General features: G+C 59.3%; 12 protein-coding genes. 5 read left to right on the forward strand and 7 right to left on the reverse strand.

Annotation, left to right across the window (positions count from 1 at the left end; translation table 11 throughout):
* Positions 1 to 6: 6 nt before the first annotated feature.
* From ACTG27_RS04870 to ACTG27_RS04885, 4 genes are read right to left on the reverse strand one after another with little or no spacing between them, the layout of a single operon-like run.
* Positions 7 to 2,553, reverse strand: coding sequence for a hypothetical protein (locus tag ACTG27_RS04870; protein WP_439979190.1), 2,547 nt, complete (start codon positions 2,551 to 2,553; stop codon positions 7 to 9).
* Positions 2,550 to 3,092, reverse strand: a complete 543-nt coding sequence (locus tag ACTG27_RS04875; RefSeq protein ID WP_439980494.1) for a glycosyltransferase — start codon at positions 3,090 to 3,092, stop codon at positions 2,550 to 2,552. Before ACTG27_RS04875 ends, ACTG27_RS04870 begins: the two co-directional genes overlap by 4 nt.
* Positions 3,068 to 3,748 carry a hypothetical protein gene (locus ACTG27_RS04880; protein ID WP_439979191.1) on the reverse strand — a complete coding sequence of 227 codons (681 nt, stop codon included), beginning with the start codon at positions 3,746 to 3,748 and terminating at the stop codon, positions 3,068 to 3,070. The genes ACTG27_RS04875 and ACTG27_RS04880 overlap by 25 nt, the downstream gene beginning before the upstream one ends.
* Positions 3,745 to 4,500: an acyltransferase gene (locus tag ACTG27_RS04885; RefSeq protein WP_201997830.1), complete on the reverse strand. Its 756-nt coding sequence runs from the start codon at positions 4,498 to 4,500 to the stop codon at positions 3,745 to 3,747. Before ACTG27_RS04885 ends, ACTG27_RS04880 begins: the two co-directional genes overlap by 4 nt.
* Before the next feature lie 299 nt (positions 4,501 to 4,799).
* On the opposite strand from ACTG27_RS04885, the gene ACTG27_RS04890 reads away from it, so the two are divergent.
* The 4 genes from ACTG27_RS04890 to ACTG27_RS04905 are packed head-to-tail and all read left to right on the forward strand — an operon-like array spanning position 4,800 to position 9,930.
* Positions 4,800 to 6,119, forward strand: a complete 1,320-nt coding sequence (locus tag ACTG27_RS04890) for a lipopolysaccharide biosynthesis protein (RefSeq protein ID WP_439979192.1) — start codon at positions 4,800 to 4,802, stop codon at positions 6,117 to 6,119.
* Complete coding sequence (locus ACTG27_RS04895; protein ID WP_439979193.1) at positions 6,107 to 7,513, forward strand: O-antigen ligase family protein; 1,407 nt, start codon at positions 6,107 to 6,109, stop codon at positions 7,511 to 7,513. The genes ACTG27_RS04890 and ACTG27_RS04895 overlap by 13 nt, the downstream gene beginning before the upstream one ends.
* The gene (locus tag ACTG27_RS04900; RefSeq protein ID WP_439979195.1) at positions 7,510 to 8,781 is read left to right on the forward strand and encodes a glycosyltransferase family 4 protein; all 1,272 of its coding nucleotides are present in this window, start codon (positions 7,510 to 7,512) and stop codon (positions 8,779 to 8,781) included. Before ACTG27_RS04895 ends, ACTG27_RS04900 begins: the two co-directional genes overlap by 4 nt.
* A gap of 12 nt (positions 8,782 to 8,793) precedes the next feature.
* Complete coding sequence (locus ACTG27_RS04905) at positions 8,794 to 9,930, forward strand: glycosyltransferase family 4 protein (RefSeq protein ID WP_439979196.1); 1,137 nt, start codon at positions 8,794 to 8,796, stop codon at positions 9,928 to 9,930.
* A gap of 59 nt (positions 9,931 to 9,989) precedes the next feature.
* Here the strand turns inward: ACTG27_RS04905 and ACTG27_RS04910 are convergent, their stop codons facing one another.
* The 3 genes from ACTG27_RS04910 to ACTG27_RS04920 form a co-directional block, all read right to left on the reverse strand.
* Positions 9,990 to 11,021, reverse strand: a complete 1,032-nt coding sequence (locus ACTG27_RS04910; protein ID WP_439979197.1) for a diguanylate cyclase domain-containing protein — start codon at positions 11,019 to 11,021, stop codon at positions 9,990 to 9,992.
* Between the two features lie 302 nt (positions 11,022 to 11,323).
* The gene (locus ACTG27_RS04915; RefSeq protein ID WP_439979198.1) at positions 11,324 to 14,236 is read right to left on the reverse strand and encodes an HD domain-containing phosphohydrolase; all 2,913 of its coding nucleotides are present in this window, start codon (positions 14,234 to 14,236) and stop codon (positions 11,324 to 11,326) included.
* A gap of 227 nt (positions 14,237 to 14,463) precedes the next feature.
* On the reverse strand, positions 14,464 to 16,080 hold the full coding sequence (locus ACTG27_RS04920; RefSeq protein WP_421208412.1) for a response regulator: 1,617 nt from the start codon (positions 16,078 to 16,080) through the stop codon (positions 14,464 to 14,466).
* Positions 16,081 to 16,626: 546 nt separating this feature from the next.
* Here ACTG27_RS04920 and ACTG27_RS04925 point away from each other — a divergent pair.
* Positions 16,627 to 20,619, forward strand: a complete 3,993-nt coding sequence (locus ACTG27_RS04925; protein ID WP_439979199.1) for an ATP-binding protein — start codon at positions 16,627 to 16,629, stop codon at positions 20,617 to 20,619.
* The last annotated feature ends 668 nt before the right edge of the window (positions 20,620 to 21,287 follow it).

The following is a 21,287-nucleotide window of genomic DNA, read 5'->3' on the forward strand; positions in this document are numbered from 1 at the left end:
GTCACTTCAGGAGGATGAGTTGGCACCAGTTTGCAATGTTTTCAATCCCTTGGCCAGTCGTTCAATCTCGCGGCGCCACTGGATCCAGGCGGCAGAGGGCAGTTGCTCTGCCACCTGCCAGCGGGTCGGCAGCTGATCGCGCAGGCGTTCCAGTAGCAAGGCGGCCTCCACCTGATAGCGGGCCTCCTGCTCCAGCCAGGCGAGCCAGCGCAGATCCTCGATGGCTTGCTGCAACAGCAACAGATCGTGGGAGAGGCGGTGCGCCTCGCAGGCTTGCGGGCCGAGCAGCATAAAGTCGCTCTCCCGCCCATCGGTGGGGTCATAGGGCAGGGCGGTGGGCATGCGGCCATGCCACTGCAAATAGCCCTCGGCGCCGCTTTGCCACAGATAGAACCCGGCGGCTCTCGGGGTGCCCAGATTGTAAAACCAGGGGGTGACCTTGTGTTTGCGCACCCGCGCCACATCGGCCTTGTCGGCGCCAAAGCCTGCGTTGATCAGGGCAATCTCCACCTCTGCCAGCAGACCAACCTGACCCGGGTGGTTGAAGTGGCCCGCACGGATCACCGCCGGATCCCGCCGTTTCATCTCCCGCGCCAGGCTGGTAATGGCGGGCAGGGTGGCAAGATCGGGCTCATCAAACAAGCTCCATGCCAGCGGTGGCAAGCCGCTGGCGGTCAGCGCCTGTTGCCGCGCCTGCCACTGATCAAGCTGGCTGGCAGGGTCGTTCCCCCAGCGTTTGAGCGGGGTATAGGCCAGCAGGGGGGGCACAAAACCGAGCCCCACCGCCTCTCCCATGATCTCCCGCATCCCCGCCTCATCTTGTGGCAGGGCGGGTGAAAGGCCGCTGATCCCGAGCTTGGCGAGCCGCTCCAGATCGCAGCGACTGGCCTCGGCGATCTGCTCTTTTAACGCCTCGGGATTGGGGCTCAGCCAATTCAGATAAGGGGGTGCTTCGACATAGATGCCGACCGGCTTGCTGGCCGCGGGCAGAGTCAGTGGCAGCACCTCGATAGTCAGTGGCAGCTGCACCAGTTGCTGCTGGCTCAGCAGCTGAATATTGCCGAGATAGCGCCCCGCCGGCGCATCGCGTGGGACGGTCATTTGCAGCACCAGACGCCGAGGTACGTCTGCCAGCAGGGTAAGCCCGGCGATCCCCTCGACCAACTCCTGATCCGAGGGAGCCAGCAGGGTGCCGCTCGCCTGCGGGCGAACCAAATGCCACTTGCCGTAATAGGGGGTCAACGCCAGCAACGATCCTGCCTGCTCGGGGGGCTGGATCACCAGCAAAGGGGCCGGATCGTCGGTGGCGGCGTGGATGGCAAACTCCAGCAACAGCTGGCTGCCACGGGCGGCCAGCACAGGTTGTGAAGCCTGCTGCAACGCATCGGCCGCAGATAGCGGGGCGATCTGCAGGGTGGGGGCGGCATCCGTAATCGGCGTGAGGCTCAGTTGCTGCGAAGCAGGGGCTGGGGCTGGGGTTGGGGAATAGGGGGGCTGAGTCCACTTTTCCAAAAACAGCTGGCGCTGCTTGGTCAGCACGCTTGCGGTAGCGTCGGCCAATACGGCGAGATCTTTTCCACTATTCGGGAGAGCCTCTTTGCTGGTGGGGGCCGGATAGGGGGCAAGCAGCAGCCCCGCCAGGTATTTGGCATCCGGTGAGTGACCCACCAATGTGATAGTGATCGGGCCGCCGGGGTGGTTCAGAGTGACATGAACGGGGCCGCCCTGTCGTGCCCCGAACAGCTGCCAGGGATCCGGATTTGGCAGCGCCTCGCGAGATTGTCCCGCCAGATAGCGCTGCGTTAGCCACTCCTGCGGTTGCCACTGCTCGGCCCAGATGGGCTCGCCATTGACCAGCACGCTGCGCTCGAAGGGGTGGGGCAGATACTCCCATTCACCTGGGTCATCCAGCCAGAGGGTGAGCTGGTAGCGCCCCTTGGCGACCTCCAACCGTACGCCGTCGAGATTGCGCAGCCCATCGCGCACCAGGGCATCGCCGGAGGGGCGCAAGATGGCGGTGGGGTGGCCAATCAGCCGGGGATCCCCCGGGCTCAGGGCCTCAAAGCCGGTAAAGCGGGGCGCAGCCGCCGCCCCCAGATCCAGCGCAATGGTGCCCGCAGGCAGGGTCAGACCGGGTTCCCAGTACCAGCGGTGAATGGTCATTGAGGGGGCGTTATCGGCCATAAAGAGATAGAGCTTGGTGAGTTTGTCCAACGCCAGTGCTCTGGGCTGGCTGGTGCGCCACTCACTCAAGGCAAAGCGCTGGGTGAAGGGGCCGGGTGCGACAATTCGCTCCAGATTGACCCGGCTACGGTAGTTGACCGAGGCCTCATCGTCGATACGCAGGATCAGGGTTTGCGGGCGGGCGCTGGGGTTATGGCCCTCGATCACCAGTTCATCATCGCTGCCTATTGGCCAGTTGTGGGTGCTCAGATCGAGCCGCTGGGGTGTCTGGTTACTGGTTAGGGGCAACGGGGTCTGCCCCTCCAGCCGGGTGGCGCCCATCGCTGCATTGGCGCAGAGCAGGATAACCAGCCAGAGCCCTCTGCTCATCCGGGCAGCCCCTTCAACCAGTTGTTCAGCTCGGCAGCCTTGTGATCCCAGCTTTGCAGGGCCACCTGCTGTTGGCGCGTGTGGCGCCCTTCGCTGCGGGTGAGCCCCTCCCAGCCACTCTCCTGAAACCAGCACGGATTGGATTGATCAAAGGCGGCCCGGTTGATGGCCTGGGCCAGGCTCTCCCCATCGTGGGGGAGCTGGATCTGATCCCGATAGCCATCGAGGGCCGGAAAATCGGTGCTGACGATGGGGCGCCCTGCGGCCAGATACTCGCGCAATTTCAATGGATTGCAGGCACGGATCTGGGCGTTGTCGACAAAGGGCAGCAGACTCACCTGCCAGTGCTGGGCATAGGCTGCCAGCGTGTGGTGGGGACGGGGCCCCAGCAGATGGATATTGGGGAGCCCCTTGAGGGGGGAGATATCGGTCTGGACCGGGCCAATCAGCACCAGATCCCAGTGTGGCAGGGCGGCGGCCGTCTCTGCCAGCAGGGGGATATCAATCCAGTCGCTCAGGCTGCCGTAAAATCCGGCAATGGGGCGGCCGGGGGGAGATCCGCCGGACGCTCTCTGGGGGGCATAAACAGCTCGAGATCCACCCCGTGGCTGAGGAGCCGGGTTTTATGGGGGGGAAAGCGGCTGGCCAGCGCGGGGCTGGCGGCCAGAATGAGATCCGCTTTTTCCACCAGTCGGGCCTCGCAGTGAGCGATGGCCTGATGATCCACCCCCGCCAGCGCCGAGAAGTCATCGCCGCAGTAGTAGATCACCGCCCGCTCTTCGAGCTTGCCAATCAGATCGACGGCGCTGGGCAGGGAGATCCAGAGCAAGGGGCGATCCAGCTCGGGCAACTGGCGCCGGATCTGCGCCGCCAGCCAGTGGCCATTGATCTTGCCCGCCAGCCGACTGCCCGGCAGCGGCAAGGCGAGCGGCGGCAGTACCTGGGGGCTGCTGACCTCTGATGGCGCAACCGACTGGCCGCCAGCATGGCGCGCGCTGCGCAGCACGGCCCCCAGTTTGCGGACGATACGAGTGAGATCATGAAGGGTAAAGCGGGGGCAGCGCATGCCGATGGAGTTGACCCAGAGCACTTGATAATCGGGCAACAGACGCTTGATCAGGTGTTGGGTGCTGGAGGGGTGCTGGCCCCAATCCTCGCCCAGCACCACCAGTTGCGGCAGTGAGTGTGGTTTCATGCAAAGGTCTCCGAAGCGTGTGCGGGGTCGCTGTGATCCTGTGGTTGCAAGGGACGCAGTACGGTGGCCGGGACACCCGCTGCCAGCACACCTGCGGGCAGATCCCGAGTGACGACACTGCCTGCGGCGACAATGGTGCCAGCGCCTATGGTGACGCCGGCCATCACCATCACCCCGGTGCCAAGCCAGACATCCTGCTCCAGCACAATGGCCCCCACCTGTTCATCGCGGTCCGGCAGGCCCCGGGCGCGATCGCGGGCGTTGACCGGGTGCCCCGGGTAGCCCGCCAGAAAGGCGCGCCCTGCAATTCTGACGTTATCCCCCAGCACTATCTTGCTGCCCACCGCCAGGGTGGTTTGCCAGCCAATCCCGACATTGCGGCCAATGACCAGCCTTGGTGTCTGGCTCGATGCGCGGCCGCTGATGGTCATGGCGGCGCTGAGGCGGCAGTCGGCACCAATTTCGATGGTGACCGGACCGCTGATATAGGGGATGCCGCCATAGAGATAGAGGCGCGGTGCCGGGGCCGTGAGGCGAGATTGAAACAAGGGGGTCCACCAAAGGGTGCGGGTCAGGGTCGCCAGCGCGTTGCTGCCCAGCAGATAGAGCCGATAAAGCAGCCGATGCAGGGGTGGGATCACTGGGAATGACCAGTGGCGGGCACTTTTAGCCAGTCGCCATACCCGGCGAGCCAGTGGCGTTTCCCCCTGTTTTGCCCAGCTTTTCATCCGGTGCAGGTTGATGGTGTTCATGGCGACCTCTCCCTCTGGTGCAGTCCGTTGCTCGCTAAGCAGAAAGCAGGGATCGGGCCAACAGGACGGCCCCAGCTAGATCGGGCCAAATGGGGCTAAGAGGTGGGGCAGATTGCACCGGTCGGTGCAATTTGCAGCCAGCGTTGTGCAAAACGCAAATGCCAGTCTCATTCTGGGCCTGTTCAGGCCGGTTAAGCCGCGCAGAGGAGCTATCGTCTCTGGGCGGGAGTGAGTGGCGTGGGCTTTGCATTAGCGGTAGCTGACCCGGAGCAGGATGCTTCGGGTGGCTGGGAGGCCCTATGAAACTTGGTGTGAACCAGATTGCCATGCTCTATTACGCCGGCGGCTTGCTCCTGATGAAGGGGATCTCCCTGCTGATGCTGCCGGTGTTGACCCATCAGCTGCTGCCTCGCGAATACGGCCAGCTGGAGGTGCTGCTGACCCTCATCAACTTGGGCTCCCTCATTCTCGGCTTCGGGCTGGTAGATGCCCTCTACCGCTTTGCCGGACTGGCGAAAGATGAGCAGGAGCGCCAGCAGGTGGTGGCCCGCATGTTTGGGCTGGTCTGGCTGATCGCCCTGGCCAGTCTGGTGCTGCTCTGGCTGCTGGCACCTGTGGTGCAAGCCTGGCTGCCGGTGGAAACCCGTCTTGCGGATGTGCGCTGGGTGCTCTGCGCCCTGCCGTTTGAAGGGGTGATCGGCGTGCCGCTGGCATGGCTGCGGATGCGCAATCAGGCGCAGCTCTTTTTCGTGGCGACCGCAGGCAAGGCGGTGATCCAGTCGGTGCTGACCGGCTGGTGGCTCTGGCTCGGCTGGGGTGTGAGCGGGGTGTTGGCCTCCGGCACTCTGACCTGCGTCGCACTGGCGCTGCTGCTGAGCCTCTGGCAGTGGCGAGATAGCGGGATCCGCTTTGACTGGCAGCACTATCGGCCGCTGCTGCGCTATGGATTGCCCCTGGTGGTGAGCGGGCTGGCAGGTTTTGCCCTGAGCGGACTGGATCGCTGGCTGCTGGCCGATGTGGTGGGGGAGGCGCTGCTTGCCTACTACGCAGTGGCGGGCAAGCTGGCGTTGGCAGTGGGGTTGTTGCTGCAACCCTTTGCCCTCTGGTGGTATCCCCGCCGTTTCATGCTGCTGCGCGAGCCGGATGGACTGCGGCTCAATGCCCACTACAGCGTGATGGGGTCGGTACTGGGGTTTGTCACCGCGGGGATTGTCGGGCTCACCGCCCCCTTGCTCATTCGCTGGCTGACCCCGGAGAGCTATCACGGGGCGATCGCCTATATTCCGCTGCTGGTGCTGGGTATGGCGGTGCGCAATGTTTCGGACTTGCTCAATGTCGGCTGCTTTAGCGGCGAGAAGAGCAATGCCCAGATGGTGATCAATCTGGGCTGCAGCGCCCTTGGGGTCGCAGGCTTTCTGCTCGCCATCCCCCCCTTCGGGGTTGCCGGGGTGATCTGGACTCTGCTTTTGGTCTATCTGGTGCGGGCGCTCGCCTTTTATCTGGTGAGCCAGCGGTTGCTGCCGCTGCCGTATCGCCTCTCGACCCTCTGGGTCAGTTCGCTCGGGGCGCTGGCGATGGTCTGGCTCGGCCAATGGTGGGCAGGATCATGGCTCGTCTAACGCCAGCCATCTGGGCAAGCGTCATCTGTCTGGTGCTGGCTCTACTCTGGTGGCGGCTGCCCCATCCCTTGCTGCTGCCGGTGCTCGGCCTTGCCATTCCCGCCATCTGGTTTGCCTTGCGCTGGCCCTTCTTGATGGTGCTGGGGTTTGTCACCTTCTCCTTCTTTCGACTGCATGAGGTGTTCCCCCAGCTCTATCCCCTCAAGATCCCGCTGCTCTTCTCGCTGGCCGCCATCGGCGCACTGGTCTGGCACATTTTGCTGACCGGCCGGATCAAGCCCTACTGGAGTCCAGCGCTGAGCTGGCTGACGGCTTTCTTTGTGATGGTCTCCATCGGTGTGCTGTTTGCCAGTAACCGGGGTGAGGCGATCGCCACCTGGACCGGCAGCTACAGCAAGATCTATCTGATGACCCTGGCCACCGCCTGGCTGGTGCGCACTCCGGGGGATTTTGCGCTGGCGGTGCGCACCTTCGTGGTAGCGGGCTGTCTGGTGGCGCTGGTGGCCCTCTACAACAAGGCGAGCGGGATCGGGCTGGTGGAGGGGACCCGGGTGACCATAGGGCGCGAGCTGGGCTCTGTGCTGGGGGATCCCAACGATCTGGCGCTGGTGCTGCTCTTTCCTGCCGGCTTTTCACTGAGCTTGCTGCTCAATCAGGGCAATGGGGTGGGGGGGCGTTTGCTGGGGGGGCTTGGCTTTGCGCTGACCGCCGCCGCCATTATCGCCACCCAGAGCCGCGGTGGTTTGCTTGGTGTGTGTGCGGTCAGTGGCCTGTTTGCCTGGCAGCGGGTGAAGTCGAAAATCCTGTTGATTTCGATGGGGATGGTCGCGCTGCTGGTGCTCTTTGCCGCCGCCGGGATCAGCGATCGGGCATCTGGCGGCGCCGCCGAGAGCGGGGTCGATGCCTCGGCCATGGGGCGGATCTACGCCTGGCAAGCGGCCTGGGGCATGGCGTTGGGCCATCCGCTGGTAGGGGTGGGCTTGTCCAATTTCTATTACAACTATTTCTTCTACAGCCCCCATTGGGATGGACTGAATCATGCGGTGCACTCCACCTGGTTCGGGGTGCTGGCTGAAACCGGCTTTGTCGGGTTGGCGCTGTTTATCGGCATGGTGACGGTGACCCTGCGCAGTGGCTGGCGTTGCCAGCTTGCTGGCATGCCTCCTGCAGTGATCACGGCGATGCAGGGGGTGATGGCCAGCATGGTGGGGTTTGTGATTTCGGGATCCTTCCTGACCCAGGGGTTTACCTGGCCCATCTATCTGGAGTTGGCGCTGGCCGTCGCCGCCATCAAGTACGTGCAGCAGTCGGCCACAGAGGTGAAGGCCACCGCTGAGGATCATCAGGAGGCAACCCGGTTGCCGGCAGTGCCACCAAAGGGAGCAAGAGGATGAACGCAACCCCTGTTTTGCTGGTTCACTACGGAGAGGACTGGATCCGCGGCAGCGAACGCTGCCTGCTGGATCTGCTGGCCCACCTCGATCGCAGCCGGTTTACGCCGTTGCTCTGGTGCAATAGCCCGACGCTGGCGGCAGAGGTGGCCACCCTCGGGGTAGAAACCATGGTCGAGCCGTTCAGCCTGCTGCTGGGATGGCAGGCGCCCCGCTTTGATCTTGCTGCCCATCGGCGCCTCTCCCGGCGAGCCAGAGAGCTCATCACCGAGCGGCAGATTGGGCTGGTGCACGCCAACAGCGCGGCCCCTTGTCAGTGGCTGGCGGGGGTCTGTCGGGCGTTGCAGGTACCGCTGGTGTGCCACCTCCATGCCCGTTACCAGCCAAGAGACAGGTTCAGCCTGCGGGTCCATCAGGCAAGCGTGCTGATCGGGGTGAGCGAGCCGGTGTTGACCGGTTGGCGCCAGGATGGCTGCGCGGCCGATCGGTTGATCCGGGTACCCAACGGGGTGGATGCCGCTCGCCTGAATGGCGGTGCTCACTGGCCGGTCGTCGGCATGCTGGGCTTGCCCCCGGGGGATATGATCATCGCAACCGTCGGCTCATTGATCAAACGCAAGGGGATTGATCTGTTGATCCGCTCGCTGGCTGCCCTGATGGCATCGGGGGAGGAGGCCCAGTTGCTGATCATTGGCAGCGGCCCGGAGCGGGAAGCATTGATGGCGTTGGCTGTCGAGCTCGGGGTGGCTGAGCGGGTCCACTTTTTGGGCGAGCGGCCGGACAGCGGGGCTATCTTGCGGGGCGGGGTGGATCTGCTGGTCTCCGGCGCCCGTGAGGAGGTGTTTGGCCTGACGTTGGCGGAGGCGGGCATGTTGGGGCTCCCGGTCAGTGCCTATCGGGTGGGCGGCATCCCCGAAGTGGTGGAGGAGGGGGTGACCGGCTTGCTGGCAACCCCGGGGGATTGGGCCGAGATGGCTGATCACTGGCGGCAATTGAGTAATCCTCAACGCCGATGTGAAATGGGGCGGGCCGCTCAGTTGCGTGCCGCACAGTTGTTCACGGTGGCGCGCTATGTCGACGGGGTCACGGCGGTTTGGGACGCCGCGCTGGCTGGTCGTTGGCACGCAACGGCCCCCACACCCTTCCGACCACTCATTCATTGGGCGGGGCAACGACTCCTTGCCAGAGGTCGCAATATGCTGGCGAGTGGGATGGCAAGAGTGGCGCAAAGAGTGCAACTGGGGTTTGGCCGCAGCAAGGTGCCAGAGTAAGGGAGCAGCAAGATGAGCATGCAAACTGAGCCGGTGTTTGGAAAGATCATCGTCGTGGATCCCATCCCGTTTCGCGGGGGCTCCAAGGTTGCAACCGAAGTGCTGCTCGATGAGTTGGCCAAACGGATGCCCGGGCTCACATGCCATGTGTTGACCCAGGATCCCGACTCCTGGCCCCGTTGCCAGCATCATCCCCTTTGGCTGCCCCACATATTGAAGGGGCGGGAGTCCGGCATCGGCTATCTGCTCAAACAGGGGTGGCAGACCCTGCTGATCCTCTGGCTGGTGTTGCGTCTGGGGGAGGTGAAGTGCCTGGTGGCGGCGTCCGGGCCAGGGGTGGATCTCTGCTGTTACTGGGCGGCCCGCTGGTTGCGGTGCCGGGTGGTTCAGCTGATCCATGGCCCTGTGGGGTGCTCGGGGCTCTCTGCCAGGGCCTTGCAACGGGCGAATTTTGTGTTTTATCTCGAATCAACTCGCAGCTCCCTGGCGGCATTGCTGGCCCGGCTTGGCGAGACCGAGTTCCCGTCACACTGGCAGCCATTTACCAACGGCTTGAGCGAGATTGATTGGCCCAAAGCGACCCTGGGGGGGGCTCGTATTTTGTGGGCGGCCTCGTTGCTGCGCTGGAAGGGACTGGAGACCATGCTGGCCGCCCATCAACTGATCCCTGATGCTCGCCCCGAGCTGTTGGTGTGCTATCTGCAGCCCAAGGGCACGCTGCAGCCCTGTAGCCAGCCTCAGCCACAGCTGCCAGACACGCACTGGTATGCCAACCCCGCCAATCTTGACGAGATCCGATCTCAATGCGGCATTTTTGTCTCCACCAGTCATCAGGAACCCTTTGGTCTCTCCATTCTGGAGGCCATGGCGGCGGGATTATGCGTAGTGATCCCGGCCGATGGCGCCTGGTGGGATCGACACCTCACCGATGACGTGAATTGCCGTAAATATCAGCCAAACGATCCTGGCGATCTGGCGCGGGTGCTGGCCAGCCTCAATGCCATGCCCGACGTGGTCAAGCGACTTGGCCATCATGCCCGCCTGCATGCCATGGCCCATTACAACGCGGCGGATACCTACCAAAGCACACTGGATCAGTGGGAAGGCATGTTGCGATGGGATGCGTTGAGCCTTGCCGTCGATGGTTAGCTCGCAGTGGTTCCCCACGGGGAGGATGGTGGCGTATGAGAGACTTATGGGCAGAGGTGTTACGGGAGGCTGGGTGACTCCGCCACTCTGATGCAGTTACGGCCGGATGATTTGGCGGCATAGAGCGCAGCATCAGCCAGTTTTACCAGTTCAGACGACTGCCTGTGACTCGATGGTCTGAGGCAGGCGACACCCATGCTAACGGTCACCAGACCGGTGGCATTCTGTGCGTGTGGCTGCGCGAGTGCAAAAATCAGTCGCTGGATATGTTGGGCAATTTCATAGGCGGATTGAGGCTCGACATGTGGCAACAGGATGACAAATTCCTCTCCGCCGTAGCGGGCCACCAACTCCCCCGAGCGGCGCCCGGATTGCGCCAGGGTATGTGCCAGCAATCGAAGGCACTCGTCACCGGCAACGTGGCCATAGAGGTCGTTGAACTGCTTGAAATGATCGATGTCGAGCATGATGAGCGCAATCGGCATCTCTGTCTGAATACAGTGTTCCCAGGCCTGGTTCAATGAGTTGTCGAATAGACGACGGTTGCCGATATTGGTTAGCCCGTCGGTATTGCTGAGCGCTTCCAGTTTCCGGTTCGCTTCCGCCAGCTCCTTGGTTCTGAGCTCGATAATGAGTTCCAGCTCATGTTGGCGCTCCTCCAGACTGGTCATCGGGTAAATTTCGCTTTCCCGAGCCGCACTGTAAGGGATGGAGATACTGCTGTGAGCAATTTTCCACGCCATGGCTTCGTGTCGAAAAATCAATACCAGTCTGGCGGTTCTGCGGGAGAGGATAGGTTCTGATTTCGGTAGATGGATATGGAAGAAGGCGGTGACAGCCACCACATCAGCGGCCAGATCTTGCAGGGTCACATCGAGTATTTCCAGGCGGATCCTGCCCGGGATCTGGGCAAAATCGCGGCGGGTTATCCGGATCCACTCATCTTTATCGGTAACCAGAACATCACTGCTGCCGGCAAAACCGCTGAAATTGTCGCTAAACCGCGTGGTGAGCCGATCATCCCGTGATGAATACAGCTCGATGTACTCATCAAACAGTGAGCGGATCAACTGTTCCCGTTCAGTGGTCATTGCGCTGGGCCCATGTGAAGTGGTCACGTTTTTAAAACGTTCGATTGAACTATAGTCAACTATGTCATTTTAATTGGCTATCTATCTTGATTTTTCTCGTTTTTTTGTTCAATTTCCGCACTTGGCAAGTGTCCGTAAGGTCAGTCAGAACAAGGTGCCATGTAGAGGGTTAGCATGGCTGTCCGGTGCATATCCTCCCCATCTCTATTGCGCATCGGGGTGACCACCGGTGACAAGACGGCGGGTCTGCATGCAGATCCCCAGACTGCAGGCATCAGGTAACTCAGAGTGCCTCGCGGCGATCAATGGCTGGCGAGATAGGGGCTGATATCCACCTCGTCAATGAGCTCCGGGCTCATGTAACGCTTGGCATAGCGCAGGTAGACGCCAGAGCGGAGAAAGAGCGCAAACAGCTCGGGGTCGATATGGTGATCCTGTTGCATGAATCCCATGATGCGGATGGCCTCCGAAAGAGATTTGGCTTTCTTGTAGGGGCGATCGCCGGCGGTCAGCGCCTCGAAGATATCGGCGATGGCCATCATCCGGGCAGGGATGCTCATCTCGTCCCGTTTCAGCCGCTTGGGATAACCAGTGCCATCCATCTTCTCATGGTGTCCCCCTGCGATTTCCGGCACCTGTTTCAGGTTGGCGGGGAAGGGGAGTTTTTCGAGCATGATGATGGTCTGGATCATGTGCTCGTTGATCTTGTAGCGCTCCTCATCTGTGAGGGTGCCCCGGCGGATGGCGAGGTTGTAGAGCTCGCCGCGGTTATAGAGGTATTCAGGGGTGTTGACCTGAAATCCCCAAGGGTTGTCAGGGGCAAGGCGGTCGCGGTTTCTGCGGGTGAAGAGGTGATCTGGGCGATCGGCCAACAAGGGTTCGGTGACCGGCAGCGGTGACTCCGCGGCCCGCTGTTTGCGCGCCAGTTCATCCTGAGAGATCCCAATCCGATCGGAGAGCGTGCGCTGCCAGGTGCGGCCCGCGATCTGCTGCAGCCTTGCAATATCCTCTGTGGCCATAAATTCGCCCCCTTCGTTGCAATGGGCGATAAAGGTAAACTCCTCATCCAGCTGTTGCCATTGCTGTTGCAGCGTGGCCTGTAACGTGGCCTCATCACCCCCATGGAGACGTGCCTGCCAGTAGGCAATCTCGGCATCCCGTTTCAGCACTTCAAAGCGCATCCTGACCTCGTGAATGCGATCGCACAGGGTTTCCAGCTTGGTGGCCTTGTCGACCACAAACTCCGGAGTGGTGACTTTGCCGCAATCGTGCAGCCAAGCCGCGATATGTATTGCTTCCCACTGTTTTTCATCGAGCGAAAAGTGTTGGAAGGGGCCCTCCTTGGCCTCACATGCCGCTTCTGCCAGCATCTTGGTCAGTTCGGGGACTCGCTGACAGTGGCCACCGGTATAGGGGCTCTTGGCATCGATGGCCCCTGCGATGAGCTGGATAAAGGCCTCCAGCAGATTGCGCTGCTCCTCCAGCAGCCGCTGGGTGGTGAGTGCCACTGCGGCGGTGGAAGAGAGCGCGTTGACAAATGCCATCCGCTGCGGGGTCAGGGACTTCTTCCGTTCATCGATCAGAAACACCAGGGTGCCGAGCAGTTGGCCATCACGGTTTTTCAGGGCAATCGGCCAGAAGGTCAGCGGCGTGTCGCTCTCCTCAATGTAGGGAAACAGGATCTGCAATTCGCTGGTGACCAACGCAACGGGTTCCAGTTCTACTCCTTGCAAGCTCTGGAACAGTGGATGTTTTGGCTGATTGAGCGTTCCGATACTGTGGATCGGCGTTTGCTCCTGCACCTCGCCATTCCAGCACAACCCTGCCAGATCCAGCGTCTTGTTGCCGCTATCGGAGAGGTAGAGCATGCAGCCTGTTGCACCGGTCAGTTGCTGCATTTCGGTGAGCAGCCGCACCAGCAAGCGGGGGAAACTGGTCTCGCTGGAGAGGGAGGTGGAAAGCTGCAAAAAGCGCTGGATGGTCGATTTCATGTCGCCCATGGCCTGGGAGAGATCGATGATTTCAGCAATATAGGAGTTGACTCTGATCGGATCGTTGAAGTCGAAGTGGGCGATTTTTCCTGCTTCTTGAGTCAGGTCATCAAGGGGCCTGGCGGCGGTTCTGGCCAGCTTGATGGCCGCGAACAGGGCAAAGATCAGGAAGATGCCCGACAGAAGGAAGGTCTGATTGCGAATGGTGAAGGCGGTGGCCAGCAACTCATCGACAGGTGCTGCAATCCAGAGGGTTAATTTTGACCCATCGGCTTCCGGTAAAGTGATACGCATTCCTTGCCAATCATTGCCCTCTGATTTAAAGGAAAGACTATCTGCCTTCTGATTCTGACTGGCATTCATCAAGTGTTGGATCATAGGCAGGTCGGCTTTGGTCACTCTTGCAAGTCGATAAGCGCCATGTTCATGAATCACCATCCCACCTTTATGACTTGTCATTAGCTCGCCCTGCTCATTGACGATGGCTAGACGCATATTGGGGGTTATCTTGGCGGATTTGAGCAGGCGCTCGATAGCTCGGAGGTTCAGGCTCATCCCTATGACGCCAGCCCCATTTTGCATTGGTTCGGCAAAACTCAGGTACATCTCCTGAGTATCGTGCGAGATATAGAGAGGGGATTGCACCAGCTGTCCACTCTGCTTGGCCTGAATAAACCATGGATGCTCTATTGGATTAAAAAATTGTCCTGATTCCTCTTGCCGTTCAATGATGGTGAGATTGTCGGCCAGCGCGAAGGTCTCCGTAAGAGTGGTTGCCTCTTGATGCCGGATGCTCTTAACGATCCAGCGGGTATTGGCGGGCGGCGTTAGGTGTTGTACCTCGGTGTCGGCAGGCCAGCGCATGAGCCAGAATAGATCGCCGTTGTTGTAACCGGCATACACCGCGTTGGCAGAAGGTTGTCCTTTGAGCAGGGTTGTCATGTAGGGAAGGCTGGCCATTCGCTCTGACAGGGTCTTGGCTTCGGTCAGGCGCTGTTGGGCGAGCAGATTGACGCTTAAAGCTGAGGTGCTGAACAGCCCTTCTAAAGCCTGAGTGGTGATTTGGCCAATCAGGCTGAATCTCTCTTCCGCCTCTCTCATCAGCATGGTTTTGGTTTGCCGATATTGGTGACCAAGAGTGATCAAGGCAAACACCAGCAATAAACCCAGAAACAGATGGGCAATATGAACATACAAGGGGATAACGCGGCGAATGAGACTCATGTTATCTCCTTAAATGGATGGGTTTATAAATGAGATAACCCAACAGGATAATGGGTAGCTTCATGGTGTTCGCCCTTGCTGCTTGCATTAAAGAGACCCCGTTGCGTAAACCACCAGATGACGATAAATGGAAAGGGGTGATAAATCCTTTTGTTTATTCACCCATCGCAGTAGCCAAAAATGATCCACGGCGATGTTACCGCAGAGTTCTGTGAACGTGATTCTTTTCACTCTGGAGATGGATTGAAACCCTCTTTTTGCGGGAAGGACGCCGAGATATTCAGCAGCCTGGTTTCTTCATCCAGCGACACAGTAACGGTGGCGCCATGAGCTTCCAGCATGATTTTGCCATGATAGCCATTGTGACTGTGTGCTTCTTTGTTGTTATTAGATGATGGGAATCTGTCGAACAGAGAGAGGACATTGTTGATATCCAGCAAGGTCGAGCTATCAATATTTAAAATAATGCTGTCAGGATATTTCAGACAGACAATTTCCACGCAGGAGGAGGGCGCCGCATGCTCACAAGCGAGCCGTGTCAATATTTGAAACGCGGAATAACAGAGAAATTCGTCACCTGCGATGAATAGCTCGTCATAGAGGTAATTTTTGGGTTTGGTCAGCTTGATATCGAGCTTTTTCCCGGCATAGAGATTTTTGAATTGCACCGAAAGCCGGTTGAAAATATTAAAGAGCTGGACTTTACCCGCTTTCAAAACAAAGGTGCCGGTTTCAATCTGGTAAATCTCGCTGGCCAGCCGGGTCAATGCCAGTGCATCGCCTACAGATTTTCTGGTGATGGATAGCTGGGTTTTTTGGAGCATGTTGAGCGATGAGTCGGCCGCTAGCTCTTCCAGCAGGTGTAGCGCGTTGAGCAGGGGCTCCCGAATTTCATAGCGGATATTGAACTCGAGGCTCTCTTTGAGCGCATTGAGCTCAAGCATCTGATCGAACTCTTTTTGCAGATCTCTTCTGGCATGCACCAGCCGCATCAGATTGGCAATGCGAAAACGCAGCATCTCGATGTCGATCGGCTTGGTGATAAAATCGACGGCCCCCAGTTTCATCGCCCGTTTACGGGAATAGATATCATCCAGTGCCGTCATAAAGACGATGGGGATGTGCTCAGAGTGGGGATGTTCACGCAAAATTCTGGCGACATCGAATCCGTTCAGGTTGGGCATCATGATATCGAGCAGCACCAGATCGGGTGGATTATCCGATTGGCAGATCCTGATCGCTTTTTCGCCATCCTTGACCAACTTGAGATGAAACTCTTTGCGAAATACTGAGGTGATCAGCATCAAATTATCTGGAACATCGTCAACCACCAGAATGGTTGGACTATCCTGATTGCTGGCGACCAGATCGCTGTTGGAAAAACGGTGCAAACGACCGAATTCAAATTGTGAAAGTGGGGGCTGCGACTGGCTGGTTGCCAACAGCAGCCGAGTAATCCTGGTTTTAAGGGTATCGGGCTTGAGCGGGGTCAAGATAATGTCAGAGACTTTCGCCTGGACAAATTGTTCGATCAATGGGCGATCTGTCCCTGAGGTCAGGGTCAAAAAAGGCAGTGTGTGATGAGGTGCCCTACTGCGAATATTTTTCAGCAGCGTGAGCAAGTTTGCCGAATCGAGATCGATATTGCAGATGATCATGGCGGCAGGGCCATCAGCCACGCAACGTTCCAGCGCCTCGACACTCTCCACCACCGTAATCTGGCTTATGCCAATGGCTCGTAACTGATTGCATAGCGCATCGCTGTGCACATTATCTTTTTCCAGTACCAGCGTGGGGCCGGAAATTATTTTTGCTATGTCCATATGGCTATCTGATGTGCCCATCTGTCGCTGTATCCTGCCAGCTCATTTTGAGCATGATAATATAGGGTGCATGACCCTGGTCAACCGATACCTCTGCTACCTTGCGCTGGAAATATAAATCTGCAAGCTGGCTCATGACCCAACGTGATAAAGAGAGCAATCCGATATCATCATACCGTTGGTGCTGACCCATCTTCTGATGGTGTACAACCGCCATTACCCCATATCCACTTTTTTCTTGTATCCGGTTTATCCCTTGTGAGTTGCTGGCTCCTGTCGGGTTGTGCGCACATTTCAACCGGGTTGTCATGGCTGCCTGTCGGGGGATCCGTTATGGTGTGAGAAAGGTTGGCAGGGGTCGCCATCCTCCATCTTGGCAGGGAGAATCACGAGATATGGAACATCTTGCCCCGAACGCGGCTCATCCTATGGTGCTGCTGGTTGATGATAAGAGTGGCTGCCACAAGTTGATGAATGCGCTGCTCGGTGAGCGCCTTTATTGCCCTTCTTCTCCTGTGAGGCGGTGCTGATGATGGTCAGGCAGAACGATGGAGTATGCTGTCAACCATGAAATCGCGTCTCTGGCACATTGCTGCCGTGCTATTGCTCTCCCTGATGTTGGCCACGCTGGTCGATGCCTTCTATCTGGAGCTGGAGCGGCAGGAGTATCGCCAGTCGCTGGATACCCGCATTCAGCGCGAGGGCGACAATCTGCAGCAACTTACCCTCTCAAGCAAGGGGATGGGGGCGGTGCAACTGGCTGGCCGCCTCAACCGCGAGATCCAGCAATCGTCACTGCTCGAGCGGGGGGAGCTGAGCCCGAGCGAAGCTCTGCAGGTGTTGGCGCAGGGGGTGAAGGCCAATCATGCCTTTGTTACCAATAAAGCAGGGGTGATTGTCCGTGATTGGGATGCGCTTGGTCGCCATGTCGTCGGGCAGGATGTGTCGTTTCGCTCTTACTTCAGACAAGGGATCCTGGGGCTGGAAACGGTAGATGCCGGGGTTAGCCTCAATACCGGCAAGCGGATGATCTATGTGGCGGCGCCAGTCTCTCACGATCGGGCGCAAGGAAGCGACATTACTGGGGTGGTGGTGGCGCGTTACGAGATGGCGCTGCTCGATACCTTTCTGGCCGGGTGGGGCGATACCATCGGTTTGCTGGTCTCGCCAGATGGAGTGGTGATGGCCAGCAACAAGAGCGACTGGCAAATGGCGGTGGTGGGGCCGAACTCTGCCGCCAGGCAACAGCAGCTCTTTGCCTCTCGCCTATATGGACACTACTTTGCCCCGGATCGCAAACCGGTGATCCTGCCTGCACTCGATGGCAGTGAAGTTCGGATAGGGAAAGATAGCTATCTGGTGAGCCGCATGCCTATCGAGTGGCACGATGCCAAAGGGCAGTGGACGCTGCTGCTGTTGGGCAATGTGGAACAGGCCGTGTCAGGATGGCGGCGATTGGCCTTGTTCGGCACCGCCCTGTTGATATGTCTGAGCTCGGCCCTGCTCTGGCAGGGGCGGATGCTGCGTCGCCGCAGTATCCGCGAGCGCAACGAACAGTTTGCCTTCCAGCAGGCATTGATCGATACCCTGCCACATCCTCTCTTCTATACCGATAATCAGGGTCGCCTGCTGGGGGTAAATCGCGCCTTTACCAGCGCATTTGGCAGTGTCCAGCCAGTCGAGGGCAAGCGGCTGGCTGAGCTGCCCCAGCTGGCTGTACTGGATGAGGCAGATAAGGACAGCACCATACAGAGGGTGGTTGGCAGTCAGGTCAGAACACAGCATGAGGTGCGTATGCTCTCGCAGGATGGCCGTCCTCTGGACATGCTCTATTTTCTCTCGGGGATCGAGCTTGCCGAGAGCGAGCGAAGCGGTGCGGTCGGCAGCTTGGTCGACATCACCCCGATCCGTGCCGCCGAGCAGGCCATGCGGGAGGCTCATGACCGGATAGCGGCAGATCGCCAGCGGCTGCACGAGAGCGAGCAGCGGATCCAGTCCATGGTGCGCAACGTACCGGGTATGGTCTATCGCTGCTTGCCTCATCATCCCTGGACCATGTTGTTCGTCAGCGACGAGGCGGAAAAATTAACCGGCTATCCCGCCAGCGATTTTGTCGATAACAGCCGCGATTTTGGTGACTTGATCCATCCTGATGACCTCGAACTGAGCAACCGCAACACCATCGATGCCATTGCCGAACATCGGCAATACATCAACGAGTACCGCATCTTCGATCGCTGGGGTCAGCTCCGCTGGGTCTACTCCATCGGACTCGCCACCTATGATGCCGAGGGTAAGGCCATCTATCTGGACGGGATCATCTTCGATTTCAGCGACCGTAAGCAGGCTGAGGCCGCCATGCTAGAAGCTAGGCAGATCGCCGAAGATGCCACCCGAACCAAGAGCGAATTTTTGGCCAACATGAGCCATGAGATCCGCACGCCAATGAATGCCATCATCGGCATGGCCCATCTGGTGCTGCAAACCAACCTCTCCCCCGAGCAGCACAACTATGTGAGCAAGATAGACAGAGCGGCGAACAACCTGCTCGGGATCCTCAACGACATCCTTGATTTCTCCAAGATGGAGGCGGGCAAGCTGCAACTGGAGAAGGTGGATTTCCAGCTCAACGAGGTGTTCGAGTGGCTGGCGGACCTTACGGCGTTTCGGGCGCGGGAAAAGGGGCTGGCGCTGCTGTTCGATCTGGCCGCTGATCTGCCTGACCGTTTGTGCGGCGATCCCCTGCGGCTTGGCCAGATCCTGCTCAACCTGACCAGCAATGCCATCAAGTTCACCGAGCAGGGAGAGGTGATTGTCCGGCTGGCACGCAGTAACGAGCGAGATGGCAAGATCTGGCTGCAGGGCAGTGTGCAGGATAGCGGTATCGGCATGACAGCCGAGCAGTGCCAGCGTCTCTTCCACTCCTTTGAACAGGCTGACAGCTCGACCACCCGCAAATATGGTGGCACCGGTCTTGGTTTGGCCATCACGCACAATCTGGTGCAACTGATGGACGGTGAGATCCGGGTGGATAGCGCCCCGGGGCAGGGCAGCGAGTTCCACTTCAGTATCTGTCTCGCCACCCTGGCGGATCAGGGTAAGGAGAAAGAGCAACGTGTGGCCATGCCGCTGGCGCCGCAGCGTCTGCTGTTGCTGGAGTCGTGTCCTGCTTCGCGAGCGACCATTCTCCACCAGCTGGCGGCGCTGCCTGTTGAGCTTGTCTGCGCGGACGAGCCCGCCGCAGTGCTGGCACTGCTGCATCAAGGCATCGCGGCGTGCAAACCCTGTGATCGAGTTGTGCTGGGCTGGCTGGAGGGGGAGAGCTGGTTGTCAGAGGTGCTGCAGGAGGTTGGCACGCTGGCAGCGCCGCCCGCGATCTTGCTGATCACCTCGGGCGATCCCGCACCGCTTGCCAGCAATGTTGCTGCGCTGGGGTTGGCGCCGTGTGATGTGCTGGCACATCCGTTTACCCCGCAGGCACTGTGTCAGGCATTGTGTAAGGCGCAGGGGGGCGATGCCGTGGGACGAGAGGCGTTATCGGATGCAAGCCCCCATCATCAGGTTGCGCTGCCCGCTCATGGGCTGGCGGGGGCTCGTCTGCTGTTGGTGGATGATAACGACATGAACCGGGAGGTGGCGCTGGCCCTGCTGGGCAAGGAGCAGATCTCCCTGGTCTGTGCTTGCGATGGGGCACAGGCGCTCGCCCTGCTGGCGCAAGATCGCGGGTTTGACGGTATCCTGATGGATTGCCAGATGCCGGTGATGGACGGGTACACCGCGACCCGGTTGATCCGCGCCGATCCGGCGCTGGCCCGGATCCCCATTATCGCCATGACCGCCAGCACCATGGCCGGGGATAAAGAGAAGGCGCTGGCGGCAGGCATGAATGACCACATCGCCAAACCCTTGAATATGCCGCTGTTGCTGACGACCCTCTCGCACTGGATCACACCCGCCAGACCTCTGGCTGCCGCCAGCAAGTTGCAGGTGACTGACGATGCGACCCCTTGGCAAGGCGTGCCCGGCCTTGACGTGCAGCGGGGCATGGCCGTGATGGGGGGCGACAGTGCGCTCTACCGCAATATGTTGCAGCGCTTCTGTAGCGGGCAGCAGGGGTTTGCAGCCAGTTTCCAATCGGCGTGGGCATCGGATGACAAGGTCACGGCCCGGCGTCTTGCTCACACCCTCAAGGGCAGTGCCAGCACCATAGGGGCGACCGGTGTGGCGGATCAGGCGGCGCTGCTCGAGCAAGCCTGTGAAGAGGGGGATGATGCAGGGGTCGCAACCCGCTTGCCATCCCTGATGGCCGAGCTGAAGCCCCTGCTGTCTGGGCTGGAAGCCGCGCTGGCAGTGTCCCCTGTGACGATGGGCGCTTCCCGAGGCATCGATGCCGGGATGCTGGCGGCGCAACTCCAGCAGTTGGGGGCCTTGCTGGCACAGAGCGATGCCCAGGCGTTGGCGCTTTGTCAGCAGATTGAGGCTGATGGCTGGCAGTGCATTGCCGCTGCGTGCTGCATTTCAAGAGGTGAGCCGGGCGGTCAACGAGTTCGAGTTCGATAAGGCGCTGCAGTTGCTGGCACCACTGCTTGGATAATGGTTAACACCCTTATCGCTTGTCATGTTCATCGTCATCCCAACTCATTTTTTAGGGTTGCCATTGAACAAGAATAATTATCATCTATATCGATAGAGATGGATATTTACGCTCTGGTTAATTACGCAGGGTGACGTGAAGGTAAATAGTGTGAATACGTGCGGTAACATCTGTAACCGGATGAGCGAATGCATCGCGAGTTAAATATGATCACTATGTTGCAGGCAGCCTTCCACCTTGCCTTTTCTCTCACCATTAATTTGAATGCAGATTCACGATGATGCGTAAACATATCCGTGATCGCGATATTTTACTCACCAGCATCCAACACAATAAAGAGTGGGGGGGAGGCCATACTGATATGCATACCTCGGCAGCATCTTTTCACTAAGCTGTGTTAAACGGCAGGGAGGCCAAGCGAGGTTGTACTGTGTGGGCTAGCAGGAGTAATCATCTCCCTGCAGCGCAGGCAAGATGCAAGCAGATATCAAGCGACAGCAGGTAAACCGTGCCGTGCAGGCCGTGCTTGCTACCGGTGGCAGCTGGCCGTGAGACCGTTCTGGTGTGGGGAGGCAAGTCAGGAGGTTGCCCGTAGATGACTGCATGAAATATGCAATGGAATGAGTAAAGATAT

Source organism: Aeromonas sp. 97A (assembly GCF_051919185.1).
Lineage (GTDB): Bacteria > Pseudomonadota > Gammaproteobacteria > Enterobacterales > Aeromonadaceae > Aeromonas > Aeromonas veronii.

Bases quoted from the DNA above. Each gene is read 5' to 3' on its own strand.
- ACTG27_RS04870 (WP_439979190.1), bottom strand. From the start codon at position 2,553: ATGAGCAGAGGGCTCTGGCTGGTTATCCTGCTCTGCGCCAATGCAGCG.
- ACTG27_RS04900 (WP_439979195.1), top strand. From the start codon at position 7,510: ATGAACGCAACCCCTGTTTTGCTGGTTCACTACGGAGAGGACTGGATC.
- ACTG27_RS04890 (WP_439979192.1), top strand. From the start codon at position 4,800: ATGAAACTTGGTGTGAACCAGATTGCCATGCTCTATTACGCCGGCGGC.
- ACTG27_RS04905 (WP_439979196.1), top strand. From the start codon at position 8,794: ATGAGCATGCAAACTGAGCCGGTGTTTGGAAAGATCATCGTCGTGGAT.
- ACTG27_RS04885 (WP_201997830.1), bottom strand. From the start codon at position 4,500: ATGAACACCATCAACCTGCACCGGATGAAAAGCTGGGCAAAACAGGGG.
- ACTG27_RS04910 (WP_439979197.1), bottom strand. From the start codon at position 11,021: ATGACCACTGAACGGGAACAGTTGATCCGCTCACTGTTTGATGAGTAC.
- ACTG27_RS04895 (WP_439979193.1), top strand. From the start codon at position 6,107: ATGGCTCGTCTAACGCCAGCCATCTGGGCAAGCGTCATCTGTCTGGTG.
- ACTG27_RS04920 (WP_421208412.1), bottom strand. From the start codon at position 16,080: ATGGGCACATCAGATAGCCATATGGACATAGCAAAAATAATTTCCGGC.
- ACTG27_RS04915 (WP_439979198.1), bottom strand. From the start codon at position 14,236: ATGAGTCTCATTCGCCGCGTTATCCCCTTGTATGTTCATATTGCCCAT.
- ACTG27_RS04925 (WP_439979199.1), top strand. From the start codon at position 16,627: ATGAAATCGCGTCTCTGGCACATTGCTGCCGTGCTATTGCTCTCCCTG.
- ACTG27_RS04880 (WP_439979191.1), bottom strand. From the start codon at position 3,748: ATGAAACCACACTCACTGCCGCAACTGGTGGTGCTGGGCGAGGATTGG.